18 protein-coding genes are annotated in these 18631 nt (G+C 62.3%); 12 read left to right on the top strand and 6 right to left on the bottom strand.

Features of this window, described 5'->3' with window-relative positions:
- The first annotated feature begins 67 nt into the window (after positions 1–67).
- Entirely contained in the window at positions 68–838 is a 771-nt protein-coding gene (locus tag BMX92_RS05685) for a phosphocholine cytidylyltransferase family protein (RefSeq protein ID WP_093013237.1), read from the top strand.
- A 229-nt stretch (positions 839–1067) separates the two neighbouring features.
- Here the strand turns inward: BMX92_RS05685 and BMX92_RS05680 are convergent, their stop codons facing one another.
- From BMX92_RS05680 to BMX92_RS05670, 3 genes are read right to left on the bottom strand one after another with little or no spacing between them, the layout of a single operon-like run.
- Positions 1068–1505, bottom strand: a complete 438-nt coding sequence (locus BMX92_RS05680; protein WP_093013234.1) for an HIT family protein — start codon at positions 1503–1505, stop codon at positions 1068–1070.
- Entirely contained in the window at positions 1502–2605 is a 1104-nt protein-coding gene (locus tag BMX92_RS05675; RefSeq protein ID WP_093013231.1) for a CDP-alcohol phosphatidyltransferase family protein, read from the bottom strand. Before BMX92_RS05675 ends, BMX92_RS05680 begins: the two co-directional genes overlap by 4 nt.
- Entirely contained in the window at positions 2602–3693 is a 1092-nt protein-coding gene (locus BMX92_RS05670; protein WP_093013228.1) for a glycosyl transferase, read from the bottom strand. The genes BMX92_RS05675 and BMX92_RS05670 overlap by 4 nt, the downstream gene beginning before the upstream one ends.
- A 204-nt stretch (positions 3694–3897) precedes the next feature.
- On the opposite strand from BMX92_RS05670, the gene BMX92_RS05665 reads away from it, so the two are divergent.
- The 11 genes from BMX92_RS05665 to BMX92_RS05615 all read left to right on the top strand — a co-directional run bounded on the left by BMX92_RS05665 (position 3898) and on the right by BMX92_RS05615 (position 15544).
- Positions 3898–4686, top strand: coding sequence for a succinate dehydrogenase iron-sulfur subunit (locus BMX92_RS05665; RefSeq protein WP_093013225.1), 789 nt, complete (start codon positions 3898–3900; stop codon positions 4684–4686).
- A 1-nt stretch (position 4687) separates the two neighbouring features.
- Positions 4688–5149 carry a PaaI family thioesterase gene (locus BMX92_RS05660; protein ID WP_093013221.1) on the top strand — a complete coding sequence of 154 codons (462 nt, stop codon included), beginning with the start codon at positions 4688–4690 and terminating at the stop codon, positions 5147–5149.
- Positions 5146–6258, top strand: coding sequence for a cell division protein ZapE (gene zapE / locus BMX92_RS05655; RefSeq protein WP_093013218.1), 1113 nt, complete (start codon positions 5146–5148; stop codon positions 6256–6258). Before BMX92_RS05660 ends, zapE begins: the two co-directional genes overlap by 4 nt.
- A 321-nt stretch (positions 6259–6579) precedes the next feature.
- The gene (mdh, locus tag BMX92_RS05650) at positions 6580–7542 is read left to right on the top strand and encodes a malate dehydrogenase (protein WP_093013215.1); all 963 of its coding nucleotides are present in this window, start codon (positions 6580–6582) and stop codon (positions 7540–7542) included.
- 57 nt (positions 7543–7599) lie between these two features.
- Positions 7600–7896 carry a GIY-YIG nuclease family protein gene (locus tag BMX92_RS05645; protein WP_093013943.1) on the top strand — a complete coding sequence of 99 codons (297 nt, stop codon included), beginning with the start codon at positions 7600–7602 and terminating at the stop codon, positions 7894–7896.
- Between the two features lie 57 nt (positions 7897–7953).
- Entirely contained in the window at positions 7954–8838 is an 885-nt protein-coding gene (gene sucD / locus BMX92_RS05640) for a succinate--CoA ligase subunit alpha (RefSeq protein WP_093013212.1), read from the top strand.
- 87 nt (positions 8839–8925) lie between these two features.
- A complete protein-coding gene (locus BMX92_RS05635; RefSeq protein WP_093013208.1) occupies positions 8926–11721 on the top strand; it encodes a 2-oxoglutarate dehydrogenase E1 component in 2796 nt (931 codons plus the stop codon).
- 8 nt (positions 11722–11729) lie between these two features.
- Positions 11730–12992, top strand: coding sequence for a 2-oxoglutarate dehydrogenase complex dihydrolipoyllysine-residue succinyltransferase (gene odhB, locus BMX92_RS05630; RefSeq protein WP_093013205.1), 1263 nt, complete (start codon positions 11730–11732; stop codon positions 12990–12992).
- A gap of 87 nt (positions 12993–13079) precedes the next feature.
- A complete protein-coding gene (locus BMX92_RS05625; RefSeq protein ID WP_256213301.1) occupies positions 13080–13346 on the top strand; it encodes a GIY-YIG nuclease family protein in 267 nt (88 codons plus the stop codon).
- A 49-nt stretch (positions 13347–13395) separates the two neighbouring features.
- Complete coding sequence (gene lpdA / locus BMX92_RS05620) at positions 13396–14796, top strand: dihydrolipoyl dehydrogenase (RefSeq protein ID WP_093013199.1); 1401 nt, start codon at positions 13396–13398, stop codon at positions 14794–14796.
- A gap of 136 nt (positions 14797–14932) precedes the next feature.
- Positions 14933–15544, top strand: coding sequence for an SMI1/KNR4 family protein (locus tag BMX92_RS05615; RefSeq protein ID WP_093013196.1), 612 nt, complete (start codon positions 14933–14935; stop codon positions 15542–15544).
- A gap of 23 nt (positions 15545–15567) precedes the next feature.
- On the opposite strand, the gene BMX92_RS05610 is transcribed toward BMX92_RS05615, so the two are convergent.
- The 3 genes from BMX92_RS05610 to BMX92_RS05600 all read right to left on the bottom strand — a co-directional run bounded on the left by BMX92_RS05610 (position 15568) and on the right by BMX92_RS05600 (position 18485).
- On the bottom strand, positions 15568–16731 hold the full coding sequence (locus BMX92_RS05610) for a GGDEF domain-containing protein (RefSeq protein WP_093013193.1): 1164 nt from the start codon (positions 16729–16731) through the stop codon (positions 15568–15570).
- Between the two features lie 292 nt (positions 16732–17023).
- Positions 17024–17785 carry an enoyl-CoA hydratase/isomerase family protein gene (locus BMX92_RS05605; protein WP_093013190.1) on the bottom strand — a complete coding sequence of 254 codons (762 nt, stop codon included), beginning with the start codon at positions 17783–17785 and terminating at the stop codon, positions 17024–17026.
- A 1-nt stretch (position 17786) separates the two neighbouring features.
- Positions 17787–18485 (bottom strand): HAD-IA family hydrolase, encoded by a 699-nt coding sequence (locus BMX92_RS05600; RefSeq protein ID WP_177184942.1) that lies wholly within the window; start codon positions 18483–18485, stop codon positions 17787–17789.
- Between the last annotated feature and the right edge of the window lie 146 nt (positions 18486–18631).

Raw genomic sequence — 18631 nt, 5'->3', positions numbered from 1 at the left:
GGGCAGCGCGGGATGGAGTGCAAACGCCGCCTTTTTTTCGGCCCAATTGCGCACTAAAGCCCGGCACATGACGATCACCAAAGCCATCATCCTGTCCGCCGGACAGGGCTCGCGCCTCCTTCCGCTGACCCGCGACGTGCCCAAATGCATGATCGATTTCAACGGTCGCACCCTGATCAGCTGGCAGATCGCGGCGTTGGTGGCCAATGGCGTGACCGACATCGTCGTCGTCACCGGCTTCCGCACCGAGCGGGTCGAGGATCATGCGCTGCAACTCTATCGCGACACCGGCGCGCGCATCCGCACCGTCTTCAACCCCTTCTTTCAGGTCGCCGATAACCTTGGCACCTGCTGGATCGTGCGGGAGGAGATGGACCGGGACTTCATCATCCTGAACGGCGACACCATCATTTCCGACGAGATCGTCGCGAAACTGGTGAACGGCGCGCAGGACGCCATCACCGTGACCGTGGATATCAAGGCGGACGGCGAATATGATGATGACGACATGAAGGTGAACCGGGATGCGACCGGCCGCCTGCATCATATCGGCAAGCGGCTGCTGCCGCCCGACACCAATGCCGAATCGATCGGCATGCTGGCCTTCACCGGCGAAGGTCCGGCGATCTTCCGCAACCAGATCGAGCAGATGATGCGCACGCCCGAAGGCGTCGAGCGCTGGTATCTGCGCGCCATCGACATCATCGCCAAGGGCAATCGCGTCGGCACCGTCTCGATCGAGGGGCTGGAATGGCAGGAGGTCGATTTTCATCAGGATGTCGAGGCAGCCAAGGCCCTGACTGCGAAATGGACCGCCGAAGGGCGCTACGCGAAATAGGATTTCGCGGGCTTAACTTCGCATGTTTCCCGCAAGTTTCGACATATCATTTCCTATTGGGGAATGATTGTTGCGTCGTGGCTTGGCTCATCAAGGGCATGATAAGGAGAGGGGTGGCGGTAGGACAGGCGCCCCCATTCGTCATCCCAGCGAAGGCTGGGATCTCACTTCTTTTGATCATGCACCTGAAAGACAAGGGAGATGCCAGCTTTCGCTGGCATGACGGGAGTTAGACTACGACTTTGTCAAACCAGCCCTTCAGCCAGTCGCGCAAACTGTCCACTTTGCTGTCCAGTTTCACCGCCTGGCCCAGGTCAGGTTGCCCCGGCCAGCCGGCATCTGTCACGGTCACGCCTGCCGCGCTCCGTTCCCCCTCGTATCGGGGGATGACGTGGAAATGGACGTGGGGGTCGACCATCATCAGCATCAGATAGTTGATCTTGCTGTAGCTTACGGCGCCGGTCAGTGCAGCCTCGATCGTGGCGGTGACGGTCTTGAGTTCGGCATGGGCCTCTGCCGGCAGATCGCCGAAGGCCGTCGCGTCGCTCCTGGCCGCGAGCACCAGCGATCCCAAAGTCGGCTGGGCCGGGCGGAGCAGGACGACCCAGTGTTCGAACTCTGCGATCAGGGTCGCGGGATGGCCGAATTTCTCGATCGTCGCGTTCATAGTGCGGCTTCCGCTTCGTCCATCCAGCTGACGATGGGCTTGCCGGAGCGCTTTACCGCATAGGCCTGCGCCAGTCGCACGGCGTGGACGACCAGCGAAATGATGGTCCACCATGCCAGCGCGATCAGGCCGATGTCCGGGCGACCGGCCAGCAGCGCGACGAACAGGATGACCATGTTCGGGTTGCGGCGTGCGGTGATCAGGCGGAACTGGCTGTCAAAGGGGCGCCAGACATGGATGTCCATCTTGAAGTCCTTCAGGAACATCCCCTCGATCAGCCGTTGCAGCACATAGCCGGCGATCACCGCCGTCATGATGAAGGTGAAGGTCGTGCCCGACAGGCCCAGCCCCCAATAGACAAGGCCGGTGCCCCAGAAATACCACCAGAAGGGCGGGTGGACGAGGTCGACGCCATGGTCGATCACATTGCCCCATTTGGACGAGGTGATGGTGCAGCGGGCGAGTTTGCCGTCGACCGTGTCCAGCACCATGAAGATGAAGCCGGACAGGAAGCCGGTCCAGAACAGGCCCTTGGCGAACAGGTAAGTGGCGAGCAGGCAGAGAGTGACGCCGATCACCGACACCATATTGGGCGTCATCTTCAACTGCGCGGCGATGCGCGTCAGGATCAGCGCCAGTTCGGGCCACAGATATTTGGTCAGAATATCGGTCACGCCCTTATAGGCGCCGAAATAGCTGCGCCGCTCAATCTCCCGCCGGGACGATGGCTCCAGCACACGGACCATCGGCTGTTCCAGCTTGCGAAGCTGGCGGTTGTAGAGTTTGCGGCCGTCCGACAGGTCGATGACATGGGGCGCGGTCAGCGGATCGGCGCCCTGCGCGACCTGTCCCACGATCGGGGTGCCCGCCCAGACGAACAGGGTGCCCGGCGTTTCGAGCACGAGGCGCAGCAGCAGCGGATCGAAAGCATAAGTGAGGTTGAAGAGCAGTTCATGGCCCGGCGCCAGCGCGCTGCCATTTTTGGCCGCGCTTTCCGCCATCCGGCGATTGCGTTCGGCATTGGACATGCCCCAGATCGGCGTCGCATTTTCGCCCAAGAGGCGGACGGGGCCAAGGGTGGTGGTGATGGTCTGGCTCATGCGGCACTCTTAGGGGAATTTTGGGTAAGGGCGAAATTCTGGATCAGGTCGGCCTGCCGTACGGAGGCGGGGACCGGCGACAGATCGATCGACTGCTGCATCGCGGCTTCCTGAAGCGCGACGAAGCCGGGTTGCAGAATATTGGCCTGCGCCAGCGCGGCGGGCAGGGCGTCGGGGCTGTCGATCACCTGACCCAGACGCCAATGGGCGAAGGCATCCGTCGACCCGTCGCGATGGTCGAGATTGAGGAAGATGCAGGGGCGCGGGTGGAGCAGATATTCATACACCTGACTCGACACGTCGCCCAGATAGACGTCCGCGCTCATCGTATAGCTCATGTCGATCGAATGCCGGCTCCCCATGTCGATGCGGATATGCGGCGCGCTGCTGACGATCGGCGGCACTTTTCTGGCGAGTTTCGTATGCGGGGCGATGATGACGTTCCAGCCCTCCAGCGTCTCCAGCGCGGCCAGCATCGCCGGGCCATGGTTGACCCAGGAGGACAAAGCCGGATCGAAATGCGGATTGTAGAGCAGGACGGGATCGTCATTGTAGAAATAGCGCTGGCGCGGCGCCTTCAGCTCGAATTTGGGATAGCCGCCGACCGCGACATTCTCCGGTGCACACAGGCCGCGATCGATCATGCGGCGGCGATCCTTCTCGCCCGCGACCAAAGTGAGGTCGAAATCGGCATGGCGCTTCTTGTAGCCGCCCTCCCGGTCGCCCGCGCCATGCTTGATCAGGATCAGGCGCGAGCGAAAGCCGGGGACGCAGCGCAGCCAGGCACTGCTGATCTCCGTCGTCACCAGCGTCGGGAAGCGAGCGATGGTGCAATAGTTGAGCAGCAGGGTCGCGAGCCGTGAAGGCTGGCGGAAGAGCGAGTCGGGGCGGGAAGGGGGGCGGCGCAGCCGGACCCGCGCCAGATAGCCGGCCGGATCATAGCTGGCGACCAGATCGAGAATCTGGTCCGAAGGGGACAGGATGCTGACGCGCATGTCCGGGCGGCGCGCCAGTTCCAGCGCGGCCGGCAGCCAGTGATACAGCTGCTGCGCCTCGGCAATGGCGAGAAAGGCGATGTCGGTCGTCACGCTGAATATATTCCCTCGGATTTCGCTGCCGTAGCGTGGCTGGTGGAGGAAGCAAGCGGCGGGCGAAGGAAGGCCCGGGAATTGCAAGCGATTTGCAACAAGGGTTTAGCGGCAGATTCATGGTCCTCAGTGCTGGACCTTTGCGGAATTTTCGTTATGCGGACCCCCAACTGACAGACATCTTTCGAAGAGGCTCGACGAGCGATGGCCGAATTTGCGTTGCCCAAGAACAGCAAGATCAGCGGCAAGGGCGTGACCCATCCCGCGCCCGCCGGCGCGACCAATGTGCGCAGCTTCAAGGTCTATCGCTACGATCCCGACTCCGGTCAGAATCCGCGCTATGACACGTTCGAGATCGATCTGGATAATTGCGGCCCGATGGTTCTGGACGCGCTGCTGAAGATCAAGAATGAATATGATCCGTCGCTGACCTTCCGCCGGTCGTGCCGTGAAGGCATTTGCGGCAGCTGTTCGATGAACATGAACGGCCGCAACGGTCTGGCCTGCACCACTGCGATCGACGAATGCGCCGGCAAGGACGTGCGCATCACGCCGCTGCCGCACATGGACGTGATCAAGGATCTGGTGCCCGACTTCACCCATTTCTACGCCCAGTACAACAGCATCAAGCCCTGGCTGCAAACCGTCAGCCCGGCGCCGAGCGGCAAGGAGCGGCTCCAGTCGCCCGCCGATCGCGAGAAGCTGGACGGCCTCTATGAGTGCATCCTGTGCGCCTGCTGCTCGACGAGCTGCCCCAGCTATTGGTGGAACAGCGACAAGTTTCTTGGCCCGGCGATCCTGCTTCAGGCCTATCGCTGGCTGGCCGACAGCCGCGACGAATATACCGGCGAGCGTCTGGACGATCTGGAAGATCCCTTCCGCCTGTACCGCTGCCACACCATCATGAACTGCGCGAATGTCTGCCCCAAGGGCCTTTCGCCGGCGAAGGCGATTGCCGAAACCAAGAAGATGATGGTCGAACGGCAGCTGTAAGTTGACGAGCGACGGCGTTGCGGGCGGGAAGCCGCTGACCGACGGGAAATGGGCGGGCTGGGCCGCATGGTCCGACCCGCATCCCGATACCTTCCTGCAAGCCATCGGCCGCGGTTATATGCGCGCCGAAAGTGCGACGAAGGCGCTGGTGGGCCTCGAAACCCGCTCCAGCCATCGTAACCGACTCGATTCGCTGCATGGCGGCTTTCTGGCCGCCTTTGCCGACCATGCCTATTTTGGCGGTCTGTGGGCGCTGGGGCATGTCGAGCAGATCAATGGCGTGACCATCGACCTGTCCATGCAATATCTCGGCTCCGGCAAGGTCGGGCCGGACCTGTTCGCCGAAGTCGAATTGCTGCGGGAAACCGGGCGGCTGATGTTCCTTCGGATGCTGATCACGCAAGATGGTCAGCCGGTCGCGGCATCGACCGCCACCATACGCAAGGCGCCCACCCCGAAATGACCCATGTGATTGCCCGCTATGACGCGCTGGTAAAGGCTGGCGAATTGCGCGCCGATCCGGACCAGCGGGCGGCGGCCGAGCGACTCGACCGGTTGCAGCAGGAACTGGAAGCGGCGCCGGCGCGCGGATCGACGCTGTGGAAGCTGTTGCGCAAGGCGCCGGAGCCGCCGCGCGGCCTCTATATGTGGGGCGGGGTCGGGCGCGGCAAATCGATGCTGATGGATTTGTTCTTCGACACCGTGCATGTCCAGCGCAAGAAGCGCGCGCATTTCCATGAATTCATGCTCGACGTGCATGCGCGCCTCGCCGAGGCGCGCAAGTCCGAGACGGGCGATCCGATCCCGCCGGTGGTCGAGTCGCTGGCGGAGGAGGCGCGGCTGCTCTGCTTCGACGAGATGGTCGTCAACAATATGGCCGACGCGGCGATCATGTCGCGGCTGTTCACGGGTTTGCTGGAAAAGCGGGTGACGATCGTCACCACATCCAACCGTGAGCCGGACGAACTCTACAAAAATGGCCTCAACCGCCAGCTCTTCCTGCCCTTCATCGACCTCATAAAGGTGAAGCTGGACGTGATGACGCTGAACGGTCCGGTGGATTATCGGCGCGATCGTCTGGGCGACTCGAAATTATGGCATGTGCCCAATGGTCCGGAGGCGACTAGGTCGCTGTCCGAGGCGTTCTTCCGCCTGACCGACTTTTCGGTCGAGGATCGGGCCAAGGTGCCGTCGGAAGAGATTGTCGTGCAAGGCGGGCGCACCATGCATGTGCCCAAGAGCCTGAAGGGCGTCGCGGTCTTCTCCTTCAAGCGGCTGTGCGCGGAGGCGCGCGGCGCGCCGGACTATCTGGCGATCGCGCGCAAATATCATACGGTGATCATCGTCGGCATCCCCGTGCTGGGGCCGGAAAAGCGCAATGAGGCGGCGCGTTTCGTGACGCTGATCGACTCGCTGTACGAATATAAGGTCAAGCTGCTGGCCTCCGCCGATGCGGAGCCGATGCGCCTCTATCCTGAAGGCGACGGGGCGTTCGAGTTCGAACGCACGGTGTCGCGCCTGATGGAAATGCAGTCGGACGACTATCTGGCGCTGGGCCACGGCCCCAAATAAGCCCTTTATCGCAAACGATTCATCGCCGGGCGGAATCCGTCCGTCCGATGTTGCGCGCATCGTTCATCTGAACGCAATTTTCTTCGTGGAAACAGGCCGGGTGCTTTCGATCACGAAAGCACCCGACAGGATACCTCTGCAGGGAAGGCCACGAACCAGGGTAGGAGTTCGTAGCGACAGGGTGTGAATCGGCCTTAATGCAATTGCGAACGAATTGCAAAGATAATTTGCATATCAGGGATTTCGCCGTTGAAACCCCGGTCCGAAGGGCGTAGGCGGACCAGCAATTCCAGTAGTTCAAGACTTGGAGGATGATTGCATATGGCCCGTAACAAGATCGCGCTCATTGGCGCTGGCAATATTGGCGGCACTCTCGCGCATCTGGCGGCTCTCAAGGGCCTGGGTGATATCGTATTGTTCGACGTCGTCGAAGGCGTGCCGCAGGGCAAGGCGCTCGACCTGTCGCAGTGCGCTTCGGTCGAAGGCTTCGACGCGAAGATCACCGGTTCCAACGATTATGCCGACATTGCGGGCGCGGACGTGATCATCGTCACCGCCGGTGTCGCCCGCAAGCCGGGCATGAGCCGCGACGACCTGCTGGGCATCAACCTGAAGGTCATGAAGGCCGTGGGCGAGGGCATTGCCGCCAATGCACCCGACGCCTTCGTCATCTGCATCACCAACCCGCTCGACGCGATGGTGTGGGCGCTGCGCGAATTTTCGGGCCTGCCCGCGAACAAGGTCGTCGGCATGGCCGGCGTATTGGACAGTTCGCGCTTCAACCACTTCCTGGCTGAAGAATTCGACGTGTCGGCCAAGGACGTCACCAGCTTCGTTCTGGGCGGCCATGGCGACACGATGGTTCCGGTCATCGAATATTCGACCGTTGCCGGCATCCCCGTTCCCGACCTGATCAAGCAGGGTCGTTCGACGCAGGAGCGCATCGACGCCATCGTCAAGCGCACCCGTTCGGGCGGCGGCGAGATAGTCGCGCTGCTCAAGACCGGTTCGGCCTTCTACGCGCCCGCCACCAGCGCGATCGCCATGGCCGAAGCCTATCTGGGCGACAAGAAGCGCCTGCTGCCCTGCGCCGCGAACCTGACCGGCCAGTACGGCATCGACAATCTCTATGTCGGCGTGCCGGTCATCATCGGCAAGGATGGCGTCGAGCAGATCATCGAGATCGCGCTGGACGATGAAGCCAAGGCGAACCTTCAGGTGTCTGTCGACGCCGTCAAGGAATTGCTGGAAGCGTGCAAGGGCATCGATAGCTCGCTGGCGTAATCTAGGAATAGTGGACCACCCCGGCGCAGGCCGGGGTCCAGACGGGAAGCGCCCATGATGGAAAGCCAAGCTTTCGTTTACATCATGGCAAATCGACGGAACGGCACGATTTATATCGGCTCCACCGTCGATCTTCCCAGACGGGTCTGGGAACATCGCAACAGCGTGGTTCCAGGGTTCACCAGGAAATATGAATGTCATTTGCTCGTCTGGTACGAGGTCCATGACAACCGGGAAGCCGCAAGGCTTCGCGAGCGGCAGATGAAGGAATGGAAGCGGGCTTGGAAGTTGCGGGAGATTGAGGGGTTCAATCCGGAATGGGCTGACCTCTACGATCGCATCGCGCAGCCATGAACGTTCGGAAACTGGACCCCGGCCTTCGCCGGGGTGGATTGAAGGGTCAGACCGTCAATGAGCATTTTGATTAACAAGAATACCAAGGTCATCACGCAAGGGATGACCGGTGCCACCGGCACCTTCCACACCGAACAGGCGCTCGCCTATGGCAGCCAGATGGTCGGCGGCGTGACGCCGGGCAAGGGTGGCTCCAGCCATATCGGCCTGCCGATCTTCGACACCGTCGCCGAAGCCAAGAGCAAGACCGGGGCCGATGCTTCGGTCATCTACGTGCCGCCGCCATTCGCGGCCGATTCGATCCTGGAAGCGATCGACGCGGAAATCCCGCTGATCGTCGCGATCACCGAAGGCATCCCGGTTCTGGACATGGTTCGCGTGAAGCGCGCCCTGTCGGGCAGCAAGTCGCGCCTGATCGGGCCGAACTGCCCCGGCGTCCTGACGCCCGGCGAATGCAAGATCGGCATCATGCCCGGTTCGATCTTCTCCAAGGGTTCGGTCGGCGTCGTCTCGCGCTCCGGCACGCTGACCTATGAAGCCGTGTTCCAGACCACCAACGCCGGTCTGGGCCAGACCACGGCTGTCGGCATCGGCGGCGACCCGGTCAACGGCACCAACTTCATCGACGTGCTGGAGCTGTTCCTGGCCGACGACGCGACCGAATCGATCATCATGATCGGTGAAATTGGCGGCGACGCGGAAGAACAGGCTGCCCAGTTCCTGATCGACGAAGCCAAGCGTGGCCGCAAGAAGCCGATGGCCGGCTTCATTGCGGGCCGCACGGCGCCTCCGGGCCGTCGTATGGGCCATGCCGGCGCGATCGTGTCGGGCGGCAAGGGCGACGCGGAAAGCAAGATCGCGGCGATGGAAGCGGCCGGCATCAAGGTTGCCGCCAGCCCGTCCGAGCTGGGATCGACGCTGGTCGAAGTGCTGAAGGGCTAAACAGCCCCTATATAGAGCGGCCGGGCTGCACCCCGGCCGCTATTTTCCCGCTCCGCGACTGCACGCGGCTGGGATGGGACAAGGGTAATGGGTTACGAGAACCAAGATTTCGAGGTTGAACGCGGGCCGAGCTGGGCGCGTGACAACTGGCCGCTGAGCGACACCGACGATCTGACCGGGGCGATGGACCCCACCCAGATGCAGGTTGCCGTGAAGGCCGCCGCCAAGGCTGTTGGCAAGGCCGTGTCGGATGCCGACGCCGTCGCCGCAGCAGACGACGCCATCCGCGCACAGATGCTGATCCGCACCTATCGCGTGCGTGGCCATCTGGCTGCCAATCTCGATCCGCTTGGCCTGACCAAGCGTGACCTGCCGGCGGACCTTACCCCCGAATATCACGGCCTGACCGACCTTAACAAAAAGGTCTATCTGGGCGGTTCGCTCGGCGTGCAATATGCGACCGTGGCGGAAATCGTCGCGATCCTGCGCGCCAATTATTGCGGCAATGTCGGCCTTGAATATATGCACATCGCCGACGTGGAGGAGCGCCGCTTCCTTCAGGATCGTCTGGAAGGCAAGGACAAGGAAATCATCTTCACGCCCGAGGGCAAGAAGGCGATCCTGGCCAAGGTCATCCAGGGCGAGCAGTATGAAAAGTTCCTGGGCCGCAAATATGTCGGCACCAAGCGTTTCGGCCTGGACGGTGGCGAGTCCATGATCCCCGCGCTGGAAGCGGTCATCAAATATGGTGGCCAGTCCGGCGTGCGCGAGATCGTGTTCGGCATGGCCCATCGCGGCCGTCTGAACGTGCTCGCCAATGTGATGGCCAAGGGCTTCCGCGTCATTTTCCATGAATTTTCGGGCGGCACCGCCAACCCCGAAGACGTGGGTGGCTCGGGCGACGTGAAATATCATCTGGGTACGTCGACCGACCGTGAGTTCGACGGCATCAAGGTCCACATGTCGCTGGTGCCCAACCCGTCGCATCTGGAAACGGTCGATCCGGTCGTTCTGGGCAAGGTCCGCGCGCAGCAGACCTTCCGCGACGATCTGGGCAAGCATGACCAGGTTCTGCCGGTGCTGATCCACGGCGACGCCGCCTTTGCGGGTCAGGGCATCGTTTGGGAATGCCTCGGCTTCTCGGGCGTGCCCGGTTACAATACCGGCGGCTGCGTCCACTTCATCATCAACAACCAGATCGGCTTCACCACCAGCCCGCAATTCTCGCGCGGCTCGCCCTATCCGTCGGACGTGGCGAAGGGTGTTCAGGCGCCGATCCTGCACGTCAATGGCGATGATCCCGAAGCCGTGACCTTCGCGACGAAGCTGGCGATGGAATATCGTCAGACTTTCCATCGCGACGTCGTGGTCGACATGTGGTGCTATCGCCGCTTCGGCCATAATGAAGGCGATGAGCCGGGCTTCACCCAGCCGCTGATGTACAAGGAAATCCGCCAGCATCCGCCGGTCAGCGAAGTCTATGCTTCGCGCCTGAAGACGCAGGGTGTGGTGGACGATGCGTTTGTCGCTGGTGCGACCGACGAATTCGTCGCGCATCTGGAAGACGAGTTCGAAGCGTCCAAGAGCTATAAGTCGAACAAGGCGGACTGGTTCGCCGGTCGCTGGTCGGGCCTGCACAAGCCCGCCGACGCGGAAACCGCGCGTCAGAGCGTGGATTCGGCGATCAGCACCAAGCTGTTCGATGGTCTTGGCAAGACGCTGACCACCGTTCCCGAAGGGCTGAACGTTCACAAGACGCTGACGCGCGTGCTCGCCGCCAAGGCGGAAATGTTCAAGTCCGGCGAGAATTTCGACTGGGCGACCGGTGAGGCCCTGGCCTTCGGTTCGCTGTTGTCGGAAGGCTATGGCGTTCGCCTGTCGGGTCAGGATTCGGGTCGCGGCACCTTCAGCCAGCGTCACGCGGTCTGGACCGATCAGGACAGCGAGAATAAATATATCCCGCTGTCGACCGTGCCGCATGGCCGGTTCGAGGTGCTGGATAGCCCGCTGTCCGAATATGGCGTGCTTGGCTATGAATATGGCTATGCCTTGGCCGATCCGAAGAGCCTGGTGATCTGGGAAGCGCAGTTCGGCGATTTCGCCAACGGGGCGCAGATCATCTTCGACCAGTATATCGCGTCGTCGGAAACCAAGTGGCTGCGTTCCAACGGGCTCGTCTGCCTGTTGCCGCACGGCTATGAAGGGCAGGGTCCGGAACATAGCTCGGCCCGTCTGGAACGCTTCCTTCAGCTCTGCGCCGAAGGGAATATCCAGGTCGCGAACATCACGACCCCGGCCAATTACTTCCACGCGCTGCGTCGTCAGATGCTGCGTCCGTTCCGCAAGCCGCTGATCATCATGGCCCCCAAGTCGCTGCTGCGGCACAAGGGCGCGGTGAGCAAGGCCGAGGACTTCCAGGGCGAAACCCAGTTCAAGCGCATCCTGTCCGATCCCAACGGGTCGGCCGACAAGGATACCAGGCGTCTGGTCCTGTGTTCCGGCAAGGTCTTCTACGACCTGATGGATGCCCGTGATGCCGCCGGCGACAAGGACGTCCAGATCGTTCGTATCGAACAGATTTATCCGTTCGCGACCGACGCACTGGCCAAGCGCATCGAGCGCATGACCAATCTGGAAGAGATCGTCTGGTGTCAGGAAGAACCGCGCAACAACGGCGCATGGTTCTTCGTGGAACCCTATATCGAGGAAGCTCTGGCCAAGGCTGGCAAGGCGCCCAAGCGCGCCCGCTATGCCGGTCGCAAGGCGTCCGCCTCGCCCGCTACGGGTCTGGCGTCGCGCCATGTGTCCGAACAGGGCGCCCTCGTCGCCGATGCGCTGGGTCACAGCGTTCGTGAAGAAATCCGTCGCCAGAAGAAAGGCTGATCAAGCTCATGGCTACCGAAGTTAAAGTCCCGACTCTGGGCGAATCCGTTACCGAAGCAACCGTGGGCCAGTGGCTCAAGAAGCCCGGTGAAGCCGTCAAGGCCGACGAGCCCATCGTCAGCCTGGAAACCGACAAGGTCGCGGTCGACGTGCCCTCGCCGGTCGCCGGTGTGCTGGGCGACATCATTGCCAAGGAAGGCGACACGGTCGAAGTCGGCGCGCTGCTGGCTTATGTGAATGCGGGCGGCGCTGCCGCTGCACCGTCGGCCCCGGCCGCTGCCCCCGCCGCCAAGGCGGAAGCCGCTGCCCCGGCGCCGGCCGCATCGGCGCCGGCCGCATCGGCCCCGGCCGCTGCGGACGACGAAGATGGCGGCAACCTGACCCTGTCGCCGGCGGTTCGCCGTCTGGTGCTGGAACATGGTCTTGACCCGAGCAAGATCAAGGGCACCGGCAAGGACGGCCGCCTGACCAAGGACGACGTAACCGCCGCCGTCGCCGCTGGTACGGCCAAGGCCGCCGCTGGCGCGGTTGCCGCTGCGCCTGCCGCCGATGCCCCGGCTGCTGGTCCGAGCCGCAAGCAGGAACGGGTCAAGATGACCCGCCTGCGTCAGACCGTCGCCAAGCGTCTGAAGGAAGCACAGAACACCGCTGCGCTGCTGACGACCTATAACGACGTCGACATGACCAACATCATCGAGGCGCGCGCCAAATATAAGGACCTGTTCGAGAAGAAGCATGGCGTCCGTCTGGGCTTCATGGGCTTCTTTACGAAGGCCGTCTGCATGGCGCTTCGCGACATTCCGGGCGTGAACGCACAGATCGAAGGCGACGAGATCGTCTATAACGACTTCTGCGACATCTCGGTCGCCGTGTCGGCGCCCACCGGCCTCGTCGTTCCGGTCATCCGCAATGCCGAGGCGCTGAGCGTCGCCGACATCGAAAAGACCATCGGCGGCTTTGGCAAGAAGGCCAAGGAAGGCAAGCTGACGATGGAAGATATGAAGGGCGGCACCTTCACCATCTCCAACGGCGGCGTGTTCGGCTCGCTGCTGTCCAGCCCGATCATCAACCCGCCCCAGTCGGCGGTTCTGGGCCTGCACCGCATCGAGGAACGTCCGGTCGTCCGCAACGGTCAGATCGTGGCGCGTCCGATGATGTATCTTGCGCTCAGCTACGATCATCGCATGGTCGACGGTCGCGAAGCGGTGACCTTCCTCGTCGCGGTCAAGAACGCGATCGAAGATCCGACTCGCTTGCTGATCGACCTGTAAGCCAATCCTTTATAAGCCAATCCAACGTGCTCCTGCGAAAGCAGGAGCCTAGGATGGAGAAGTGCAACGAAAGCGGGATATGTCTATCTGATGGCCAGCAGGCGCAACGGCACCCCTTATCTGGGTGTCACCAGCGACCTGCCGGCCAGGACATATCAGCATCGCAATGCTCTGGTGGATGGCTTTACGAAGGAGCATGGCTGCACCATGTTGGTGTGGTTCGAAGCATATGATGATCTGCAAGAAGCGCGACGACGCGAATTGCAGATGAAGAAATGGAAACGCGCCTGGAAGATCGCGTTGATCGAACGGGAAAATCCGCAATGGCGGGATTTGTTCGAGACGCTGTTCTGACGACGCCCTGGGTTCCTGCTTTCGCAGGAACACGAGAATGAGGTGAGAGATGGCAGACTTCGATTATGATGTCCTGGTAATCGGCGCTGGCCCCGGTGGCTATGTCGCCGCGATTCGCGCTGCGCAACTGGGCCTCAAGACCGCTTGCGCCGAAAGCCGCGAAACGCTGGGCGGCACCTGCCTCAATGTGGGCTGCATCCCGTCCAAGGCGCTGCTGCATGCGTCGGAACTCTATGACGAAGCCGCCAATGGCGCGCTCGCCAAGCTGGGCGTCAAGATCGACAAGATGAGCCTGGACCTGCCCACCTTGCAGGGCCAGCGCGTCGACGCGGTCAAGGGCCTGACCGGCGGCGTCGAATTTCTGTTCAAGAAGAACAAGGTGACCTGGCTCAAGGGCCTCGCCAGCTTCACCGGCGCGAACACCGTCGAGGTGAATGGCGAAAAGGTGACGGCGAAGAATATCGTCATCGCCACCGGTTCGTCGGTTGCGCCGCTTCCGGGCGTGGCGGTCGATAATGCGGGCCGCAAGATCGTCGATTCGACCGGCGCGCTGGAACTGGACAAGGTTCCCGATCATCTGGTCGTCGTCGGTGGCGGCGTCATCGGTCTGGAACTGGGTTCGGTCTGGAAGCGTCTGGGCGCCAAGGTCACTGTGGTCGAATATCTCGACCAGATCCTGCCCGGTATGGACGGCGAAGTCCGCAAGGAAGCCAACAAGATCTTCAAGAAGCAGGGCTTCGAATATAAGCTCGGCACGAAGGTAACGGGCGCTGAAGTCGGCAAGAAGGGCGTGACCCTGACCGTCGAACCGGCCGCCGGTGGCGAAGCGGAGAAGATCGAGGCCGACGTCGTTCTGGTGTCGATCGGTCGCCGTCCCAACACCGAAGGTCTGGGCCTCGACAAGATCGGTCTGGAACTGAACGCCCGTGGTCAGATCGAAACCGATCATGATTTCGGTACGAAGGTTCCGGGCGTCTGGGCGATCGGCGACGTCATCCCCGGCCCGATGCTGGCGCACAAGGCCGAGGACGAAGGCATTGCCGTCGCGGAAAATATCGCGGGCCTGACCGGCATCGTGAACCATGACGTGATCCCCTCGGTCGTCTACACCAAGCCGGAAATCGCGGGCGTGGGCCTGACCGAGGAAGTCGCCAAAGAGCGCGGCGCGATCAAGGTCGGCAAGTTTCCGATGCTGGCCAACAGTCGCGCGAAGACCAATCATGAGCCGGACGGTTTCGTGAAGATCATCGCCGACGCCGAAACCGACAAGGTGCTGGGCGTGTGGATCATCGCCACCGTCGCCGGCACGATGATCGCACAGGCGGCGCAGGCCATGGAGTTCGGCGCGTCGAGCGAAGACATCGCCTATACCTGCCATGCGCATCCGACGCACAGCGAAGCGATCAAGGAAGCGGCCATGGCCGTGCGCGGCAAGCCGATCCATATGTGATCGGTTCGCGACTTGCGAAGCTAAGGAAGGGGCCTCCGCGTTGTGGGGGCCTTTTTCTTTTGGGGTGATGGGGTTTGCCGAACCGGATAAAGGCACGTCGATTGACTGATCCGCGAGGGATCGCCACCGTGAAGGCATGAACGAACCGACTTTTGCGCATCGACTGCTTCAATATGATGATGCGACGTCTCTGGTTCTGCCGACCGGGGCGCGGTTTATCCGAAAGCTCCCCGACGATCGCTCGCTTGGATATCTGCATAGACTTTTCCCGGCAGTCACGGATCGTCAGCTTGATGAACTTGAAGAGACGTTGGCCCGACCGCTCCCTGCGGCTTACCGAGAATTTCTGCGTTGGTCCGATGGTGCCTGCTTCTTCGACAACAGCATCTATCTATATGGTTTTGCGGAGAACCACGCGAGAAGCCTAGAGCCGGTGGATCAGACTGCGATTTCCATAAGGCAGGAAAACCAACTGTTTTCCGCGGCGGAGTCTGAGCGCTGGCTGGCAGGATGGATGAAGGTCGGCAGTGCAGTCGCATGGAGCAGCAAAGTTGATCTGTTGCTCCGTGCCGACGGTGCCTGCGCGATTACAGGCGCAGCAGGTTTCCATGTCGCAGGATCATTTGATGAAACCCTCTGCCTTTTGTTTGACCGGATAGGCCCGTGTTTTTCTGGTGATGGGCTGATCGACCGCGATTATGCCAGCTTGGAGGCCAGTCTGGCTAGCTTGGTGTGTCCAGCCAACTGATCGCGCTGTAAGCCAGTGTCCTCTCAAGCCCGTCGCAACTGCCCATCCGTCGCGGGCACCGCATCCGGCATCGCCAGTGCGCGGCGGACGCAGAGGCGGTTGCGGCCGGTTTCCTTCGCTTCGTAGAGGGCGCTGTCGGCGCGGGCGATGGCATCGTGGATGGACGGGTCGGCGCGGTGCAGGGTGGTGAGGCCGAAGCTGGCGGTGAGCGGGCGGGGGAGGCCGAGGCGGGCGGCGCCCTGTTCGGCGAAATGCAGGCGGACGGCATCGGCGATGGGGGCAGCGGTGGCGGCGTCGGTTGCGGGGAGGAAGAGGATGAACTCCTCTCCACCGAAACGGGCGATGATGCTGTTCGCCGGGGCCAATGTGCGCAGCATGTCGGCCAGCGTCACGATCACCCGGTCGCCCAGCGCATGGCCATGCGCGTCGTTGACCGACTTGAAATGATCGATGTCGCAGGCGATCAGGCTGCCGCCCTTGCGCCGTTGTCGCACGACCAACTCGTCGAAGCCGCGCCGGTTGAGCAGGCCCGACAGTGGATCGACATGGGCGTCGTGACGATAGCGGGCGAGCAGGTCCAGCACGCAGGCGGCGAGCGCGGAGAGTGCGAGAAACAGGCCGAACATGCAGGCCAGCGCCTGCATCAGGAAGGCATATTCGCTGTCGCGAAAGGGAACGCCGCCGGGCAGCGTCAGCGAGACGCTGCTGCCGCGCACCAGATTGTCGAGCGCGACGAGGACGGCGGCGGCATAGAGGGCGCGATCGGGCGCGCGGCGCAATTGCCCATGCGCGGCGACCAGCGGCAGGGAAATAAGCAGGAAGCAGCCGAAATCGGACGATACCAGTTCCAGCGGCAGATTGTCGGTCCACAAAGCGAGGCCGCAGAGCAGGATCGATCCGCCCCATATGGCGATGCGCAGTCGCAGCATCCAGTTACGGCGCCAGCGATCGAGCAGCGCCTGGCTGAACAGCAGGAAGCCGGTGGCGAAGAGCAGGTCGGCGACGATGCCCCATAAATGGGTCGGCAGCGCCTGAAAGGCGACGGGCACGGCAAAGCCGCCCGCCACGCAGAAGAAGGCGCCGCTCCACCAGCCTGCACCCCGCGCGCCCCATCCCCAAACGATGAGGAAGGCGATGCCGAAGCTGGCCATCATGATGGGCAGGAAGAAGGCGAAATTCTCACCCACCTGGGGGCTATATCCTTGGAAGAGGCGGTAAACCGCAATGTCGCGGGCAGGCTATAGCGGGATGCTTAACAAAAGGTTCTGATCGGGTGCGACGGGTTGGGGTTAGGCGTGAGGATTTTACTTTGATCCACGCCGTCATTGCGAGTGAAGCGAAGCAATCCATTGTGTATACAAGGAAAATCAGGATTATCTCTGTATCCGTTCGCCCTGAGCCTGTCGAAGGGCTGCACTTCTTGAAGAAAAGGGCTTCGACAGGCTCAGCCCGAACGGGTCTTTTTTGAGGCTCAGTGTTCTAAAAATCGGGGCGTCGTTTTTCCCGGAAGGCTGCGACCCCCTCTGCAAAGTCCGGAAGGGTGAAGGCGTCGCGGAACAGTGCCAGCGTGGCGGCATCGTCGTCCGCCTGCCCGTCCAGGATGCGGCGGATGATCGCCTTTGACGATCGCACGCTATGCTGGGCATTGGCGGCGATGGTGCGGGCAAGGCTGTCGGCCGCCGCCAACGGATCGGTCGCGATCTGGTCGATCAGGCCGATGGCCAGCGCATCGTCGGCATCATGCAGCGCGCCGGTGAAGAGGATGCGCTTTGCGCGGGCCGGGCCGACCAGATCGACCAGCAATTTGGTGTCGAACAGGGAATAGACGATGCCGAGTTTCGCCGGGGTGATGCCAAGGCGCGCGGTGGGCGAAGCGATGCGCAGGTCGCAGGCTATGGCCAGGCCGCATCCGCCGCCCACGCAATCGCCGTCGATCGTGGCGATCACCGGCTTTTGCGCATAAGCGAGCGCATACTGGCTGGAGCGGATCGCCGCCTGATTGGCGACGCGCCAGTCTGCATCGGCCGAGCAGGCGGCAAATTCGTTGATATCCGCGCCCGCGCAAAACAGGCCAGGCGTGGCGGAGGCGAGGATCAGGACGCGGATGGCGTCATCGGCCATGGCTTCGCCCACGAGGACAGGCAATTGCGTCCACATCGCTTGCGTCATGGCATTGCGCCGGTCAGGCCGGTCGACCAGCAGACGTGCGACCGGGCCGTCCTTTTCCAGCCGCAGATGCATATCAGGCGGGCCAGCCTTCCAGCAACGGCACCAGTTCGTCGAAATGATGGATCACGGCGTCGGCCGCCAGATTTTCCACCGGGCCGTCGAGGAAGCCGAAGCTGACCGCGACATTGGCGATGCCGGCATTTTTCGCGCCGGCAATGTCGTTGATCGTGTCGCCGATGAAGATGGTGCGGCCGCCGCCCGCGCGGGCGATCATCTCATGGATCGGGGCAGGGTCGGGCTTGGACACGCCCACCGTGTCGCCCGCGATGATGCTGGCGAAGCGTTCCGACAGCCCCAGTTGGTGCATCAGCGGGATGGTGAAGCGTTCCGCCTTGTTGGTGCAGATGGCGAGCTTCACGCCGTGCGCCGCCAGCGCATCCATCGCCGCCATCAGGCCGGGATAGGGCAGGGAGTGGAGAGCGAGATTCTGCTCATAATAGTCGAGCAGGATCGGCAGCAGCGCCGTCAGCGTCGCATCATCATAGCCGCCCGACGCATCGAGCGCGCGCTGGAGCATGATCTTCGCGCCCTTGCCGACGAAGGGATGGATCGCCGTGACCGGGAAGGGCGGGCGGCCGATCGTGCCGATCGCATAATTGACCGCCGCCGCCAGATCGCCGCTGGTGTCGATCAATGTCCCGTCCAGGTCGAACCCCACAATGTCGAAGGGAATCGAGGAGGACGGGATGCTGTTCGGATTTCGCGATGCCATGCTGCGCCATGCCGCGCCGATGGTGGCAATGGCAAGTCAAACATGGCAGAGGGCATGTCTGTTCACCGCTTCTTCGCAGGGATTTGCCGCAAGTGACCGCTAACCGTCCCCTCGCTGTCGTCATCCTTGCCGCCGGGCAGGGCACG

The organism is Sphingobium sp. YR768 (assembly GCF_900111125.1).
Taxonomy (GTDB): domain Bacteria; phylum Pseudomonadota; class Alphaproteobacteria; order Sphingomonadales; family Sphingomonadaceae; genus Sphingobium.
The sequence above is the reverse complement of the archived record's forward strand: the minus strand, read 5'-3'. Positions and strand labels throughout refer to the sequence as shown.

Bases quoted from the DNA above. Each gene is read 5' to 3' on its own strand.
- zapE (WP_093013218.1), top strand. From the start codon at position 5,146: ATGACCCATGTGATTGCCCGCTATGACGCGCTGGTAAAGGCTGGCGAA.
- BMX92_RS05615 (WP_093013196.1), top strand. From the start codon at position 14,933: ATGAACGAACCGACTTTTGCGCATCGACTGCTTCAATATGATGATGCG.
- BMX92_RS05685 (WP_093013237.1), top strand. From the start codon at position 68: ATGACGATCACCAAAGCCATCATCCTGTCCGCCGGACAGGGCTCGCGC.
- odhB (WP_093013205.1), top strand. From the start codon at position 11,730: ATGGCTACCGAAGTTAAAGTCCCGACTCTGGGCGAATCCGTTACCGAA.
- BMX92_RS05675 (WP_093013231.1), bottom strand. From the start codon at position 2,605: ATGAGCCAGACCATCACCACCACCCTTGGCCCCGTCCGCCTCTTGGGC.
- sucD (WP_093013212.1), top strand. From the start codon at position 7,954: ATGAGCATTTTGATTAACAAGAATACCAAGGTCATCACGCAAGGGATG.
- BMX92_RS05635 (WP_093013208.1), top strand. From the start codon at position 8,926: ATGGGTTACGAGAACCAAGATTTCGAGGTTGAACGCGGGCCGAGCTGG.
- BMX92_RS05680 (WP_093013234.1), bottom strand. From the start codon at position 1,505: ATGAACGCGACGATCGAGAAATTCGGCCATCCCGCGACCCTGATCGCA.
- BMX92_RS05645 (WP_093013943.1), top strand. From the start codon at position 7,600: ATGGAAAGCCAAGCTTTCGTTTACATCATGGCAAATCGACGGAACGGC.
- lpdA (WP_093013199.1), top strand. From the start codon at position 13,396: ATGGCAGACTTCGATTATGATGTCCTGGTAATCGGCGCTGGCCCCGGT.
- mdh (WP_093013215.1), top strand. From the start codon at position 6,580: ATGGCCCGTAACAAGATCGCGCTCATTGGCGCTGGCAATATTGGCGGC.
- BMX92_RS05605 (WP_093013190.1), bottom strand. From the start codon at position 17,785: ATGCATCTGCGGCTGGAAAAGGACGGCCCGGTCGCACGTCTGCTGGTC.
- BMX92_RS05600 (WP_177184942.1), bottom strand. From the start codon at position 18,485: ATGGCATCGCGAAATCCGAACAGCATCCCGTCCTCCTCGATTCCCTTC.
- BMX92_RS05665 (WP_093013225.1), top strand. From the start codon at position 3,898: ATGGCCGAATTTGCGTTGCCCAAGAACAGCAAGATCAGCGGCAAGGGC.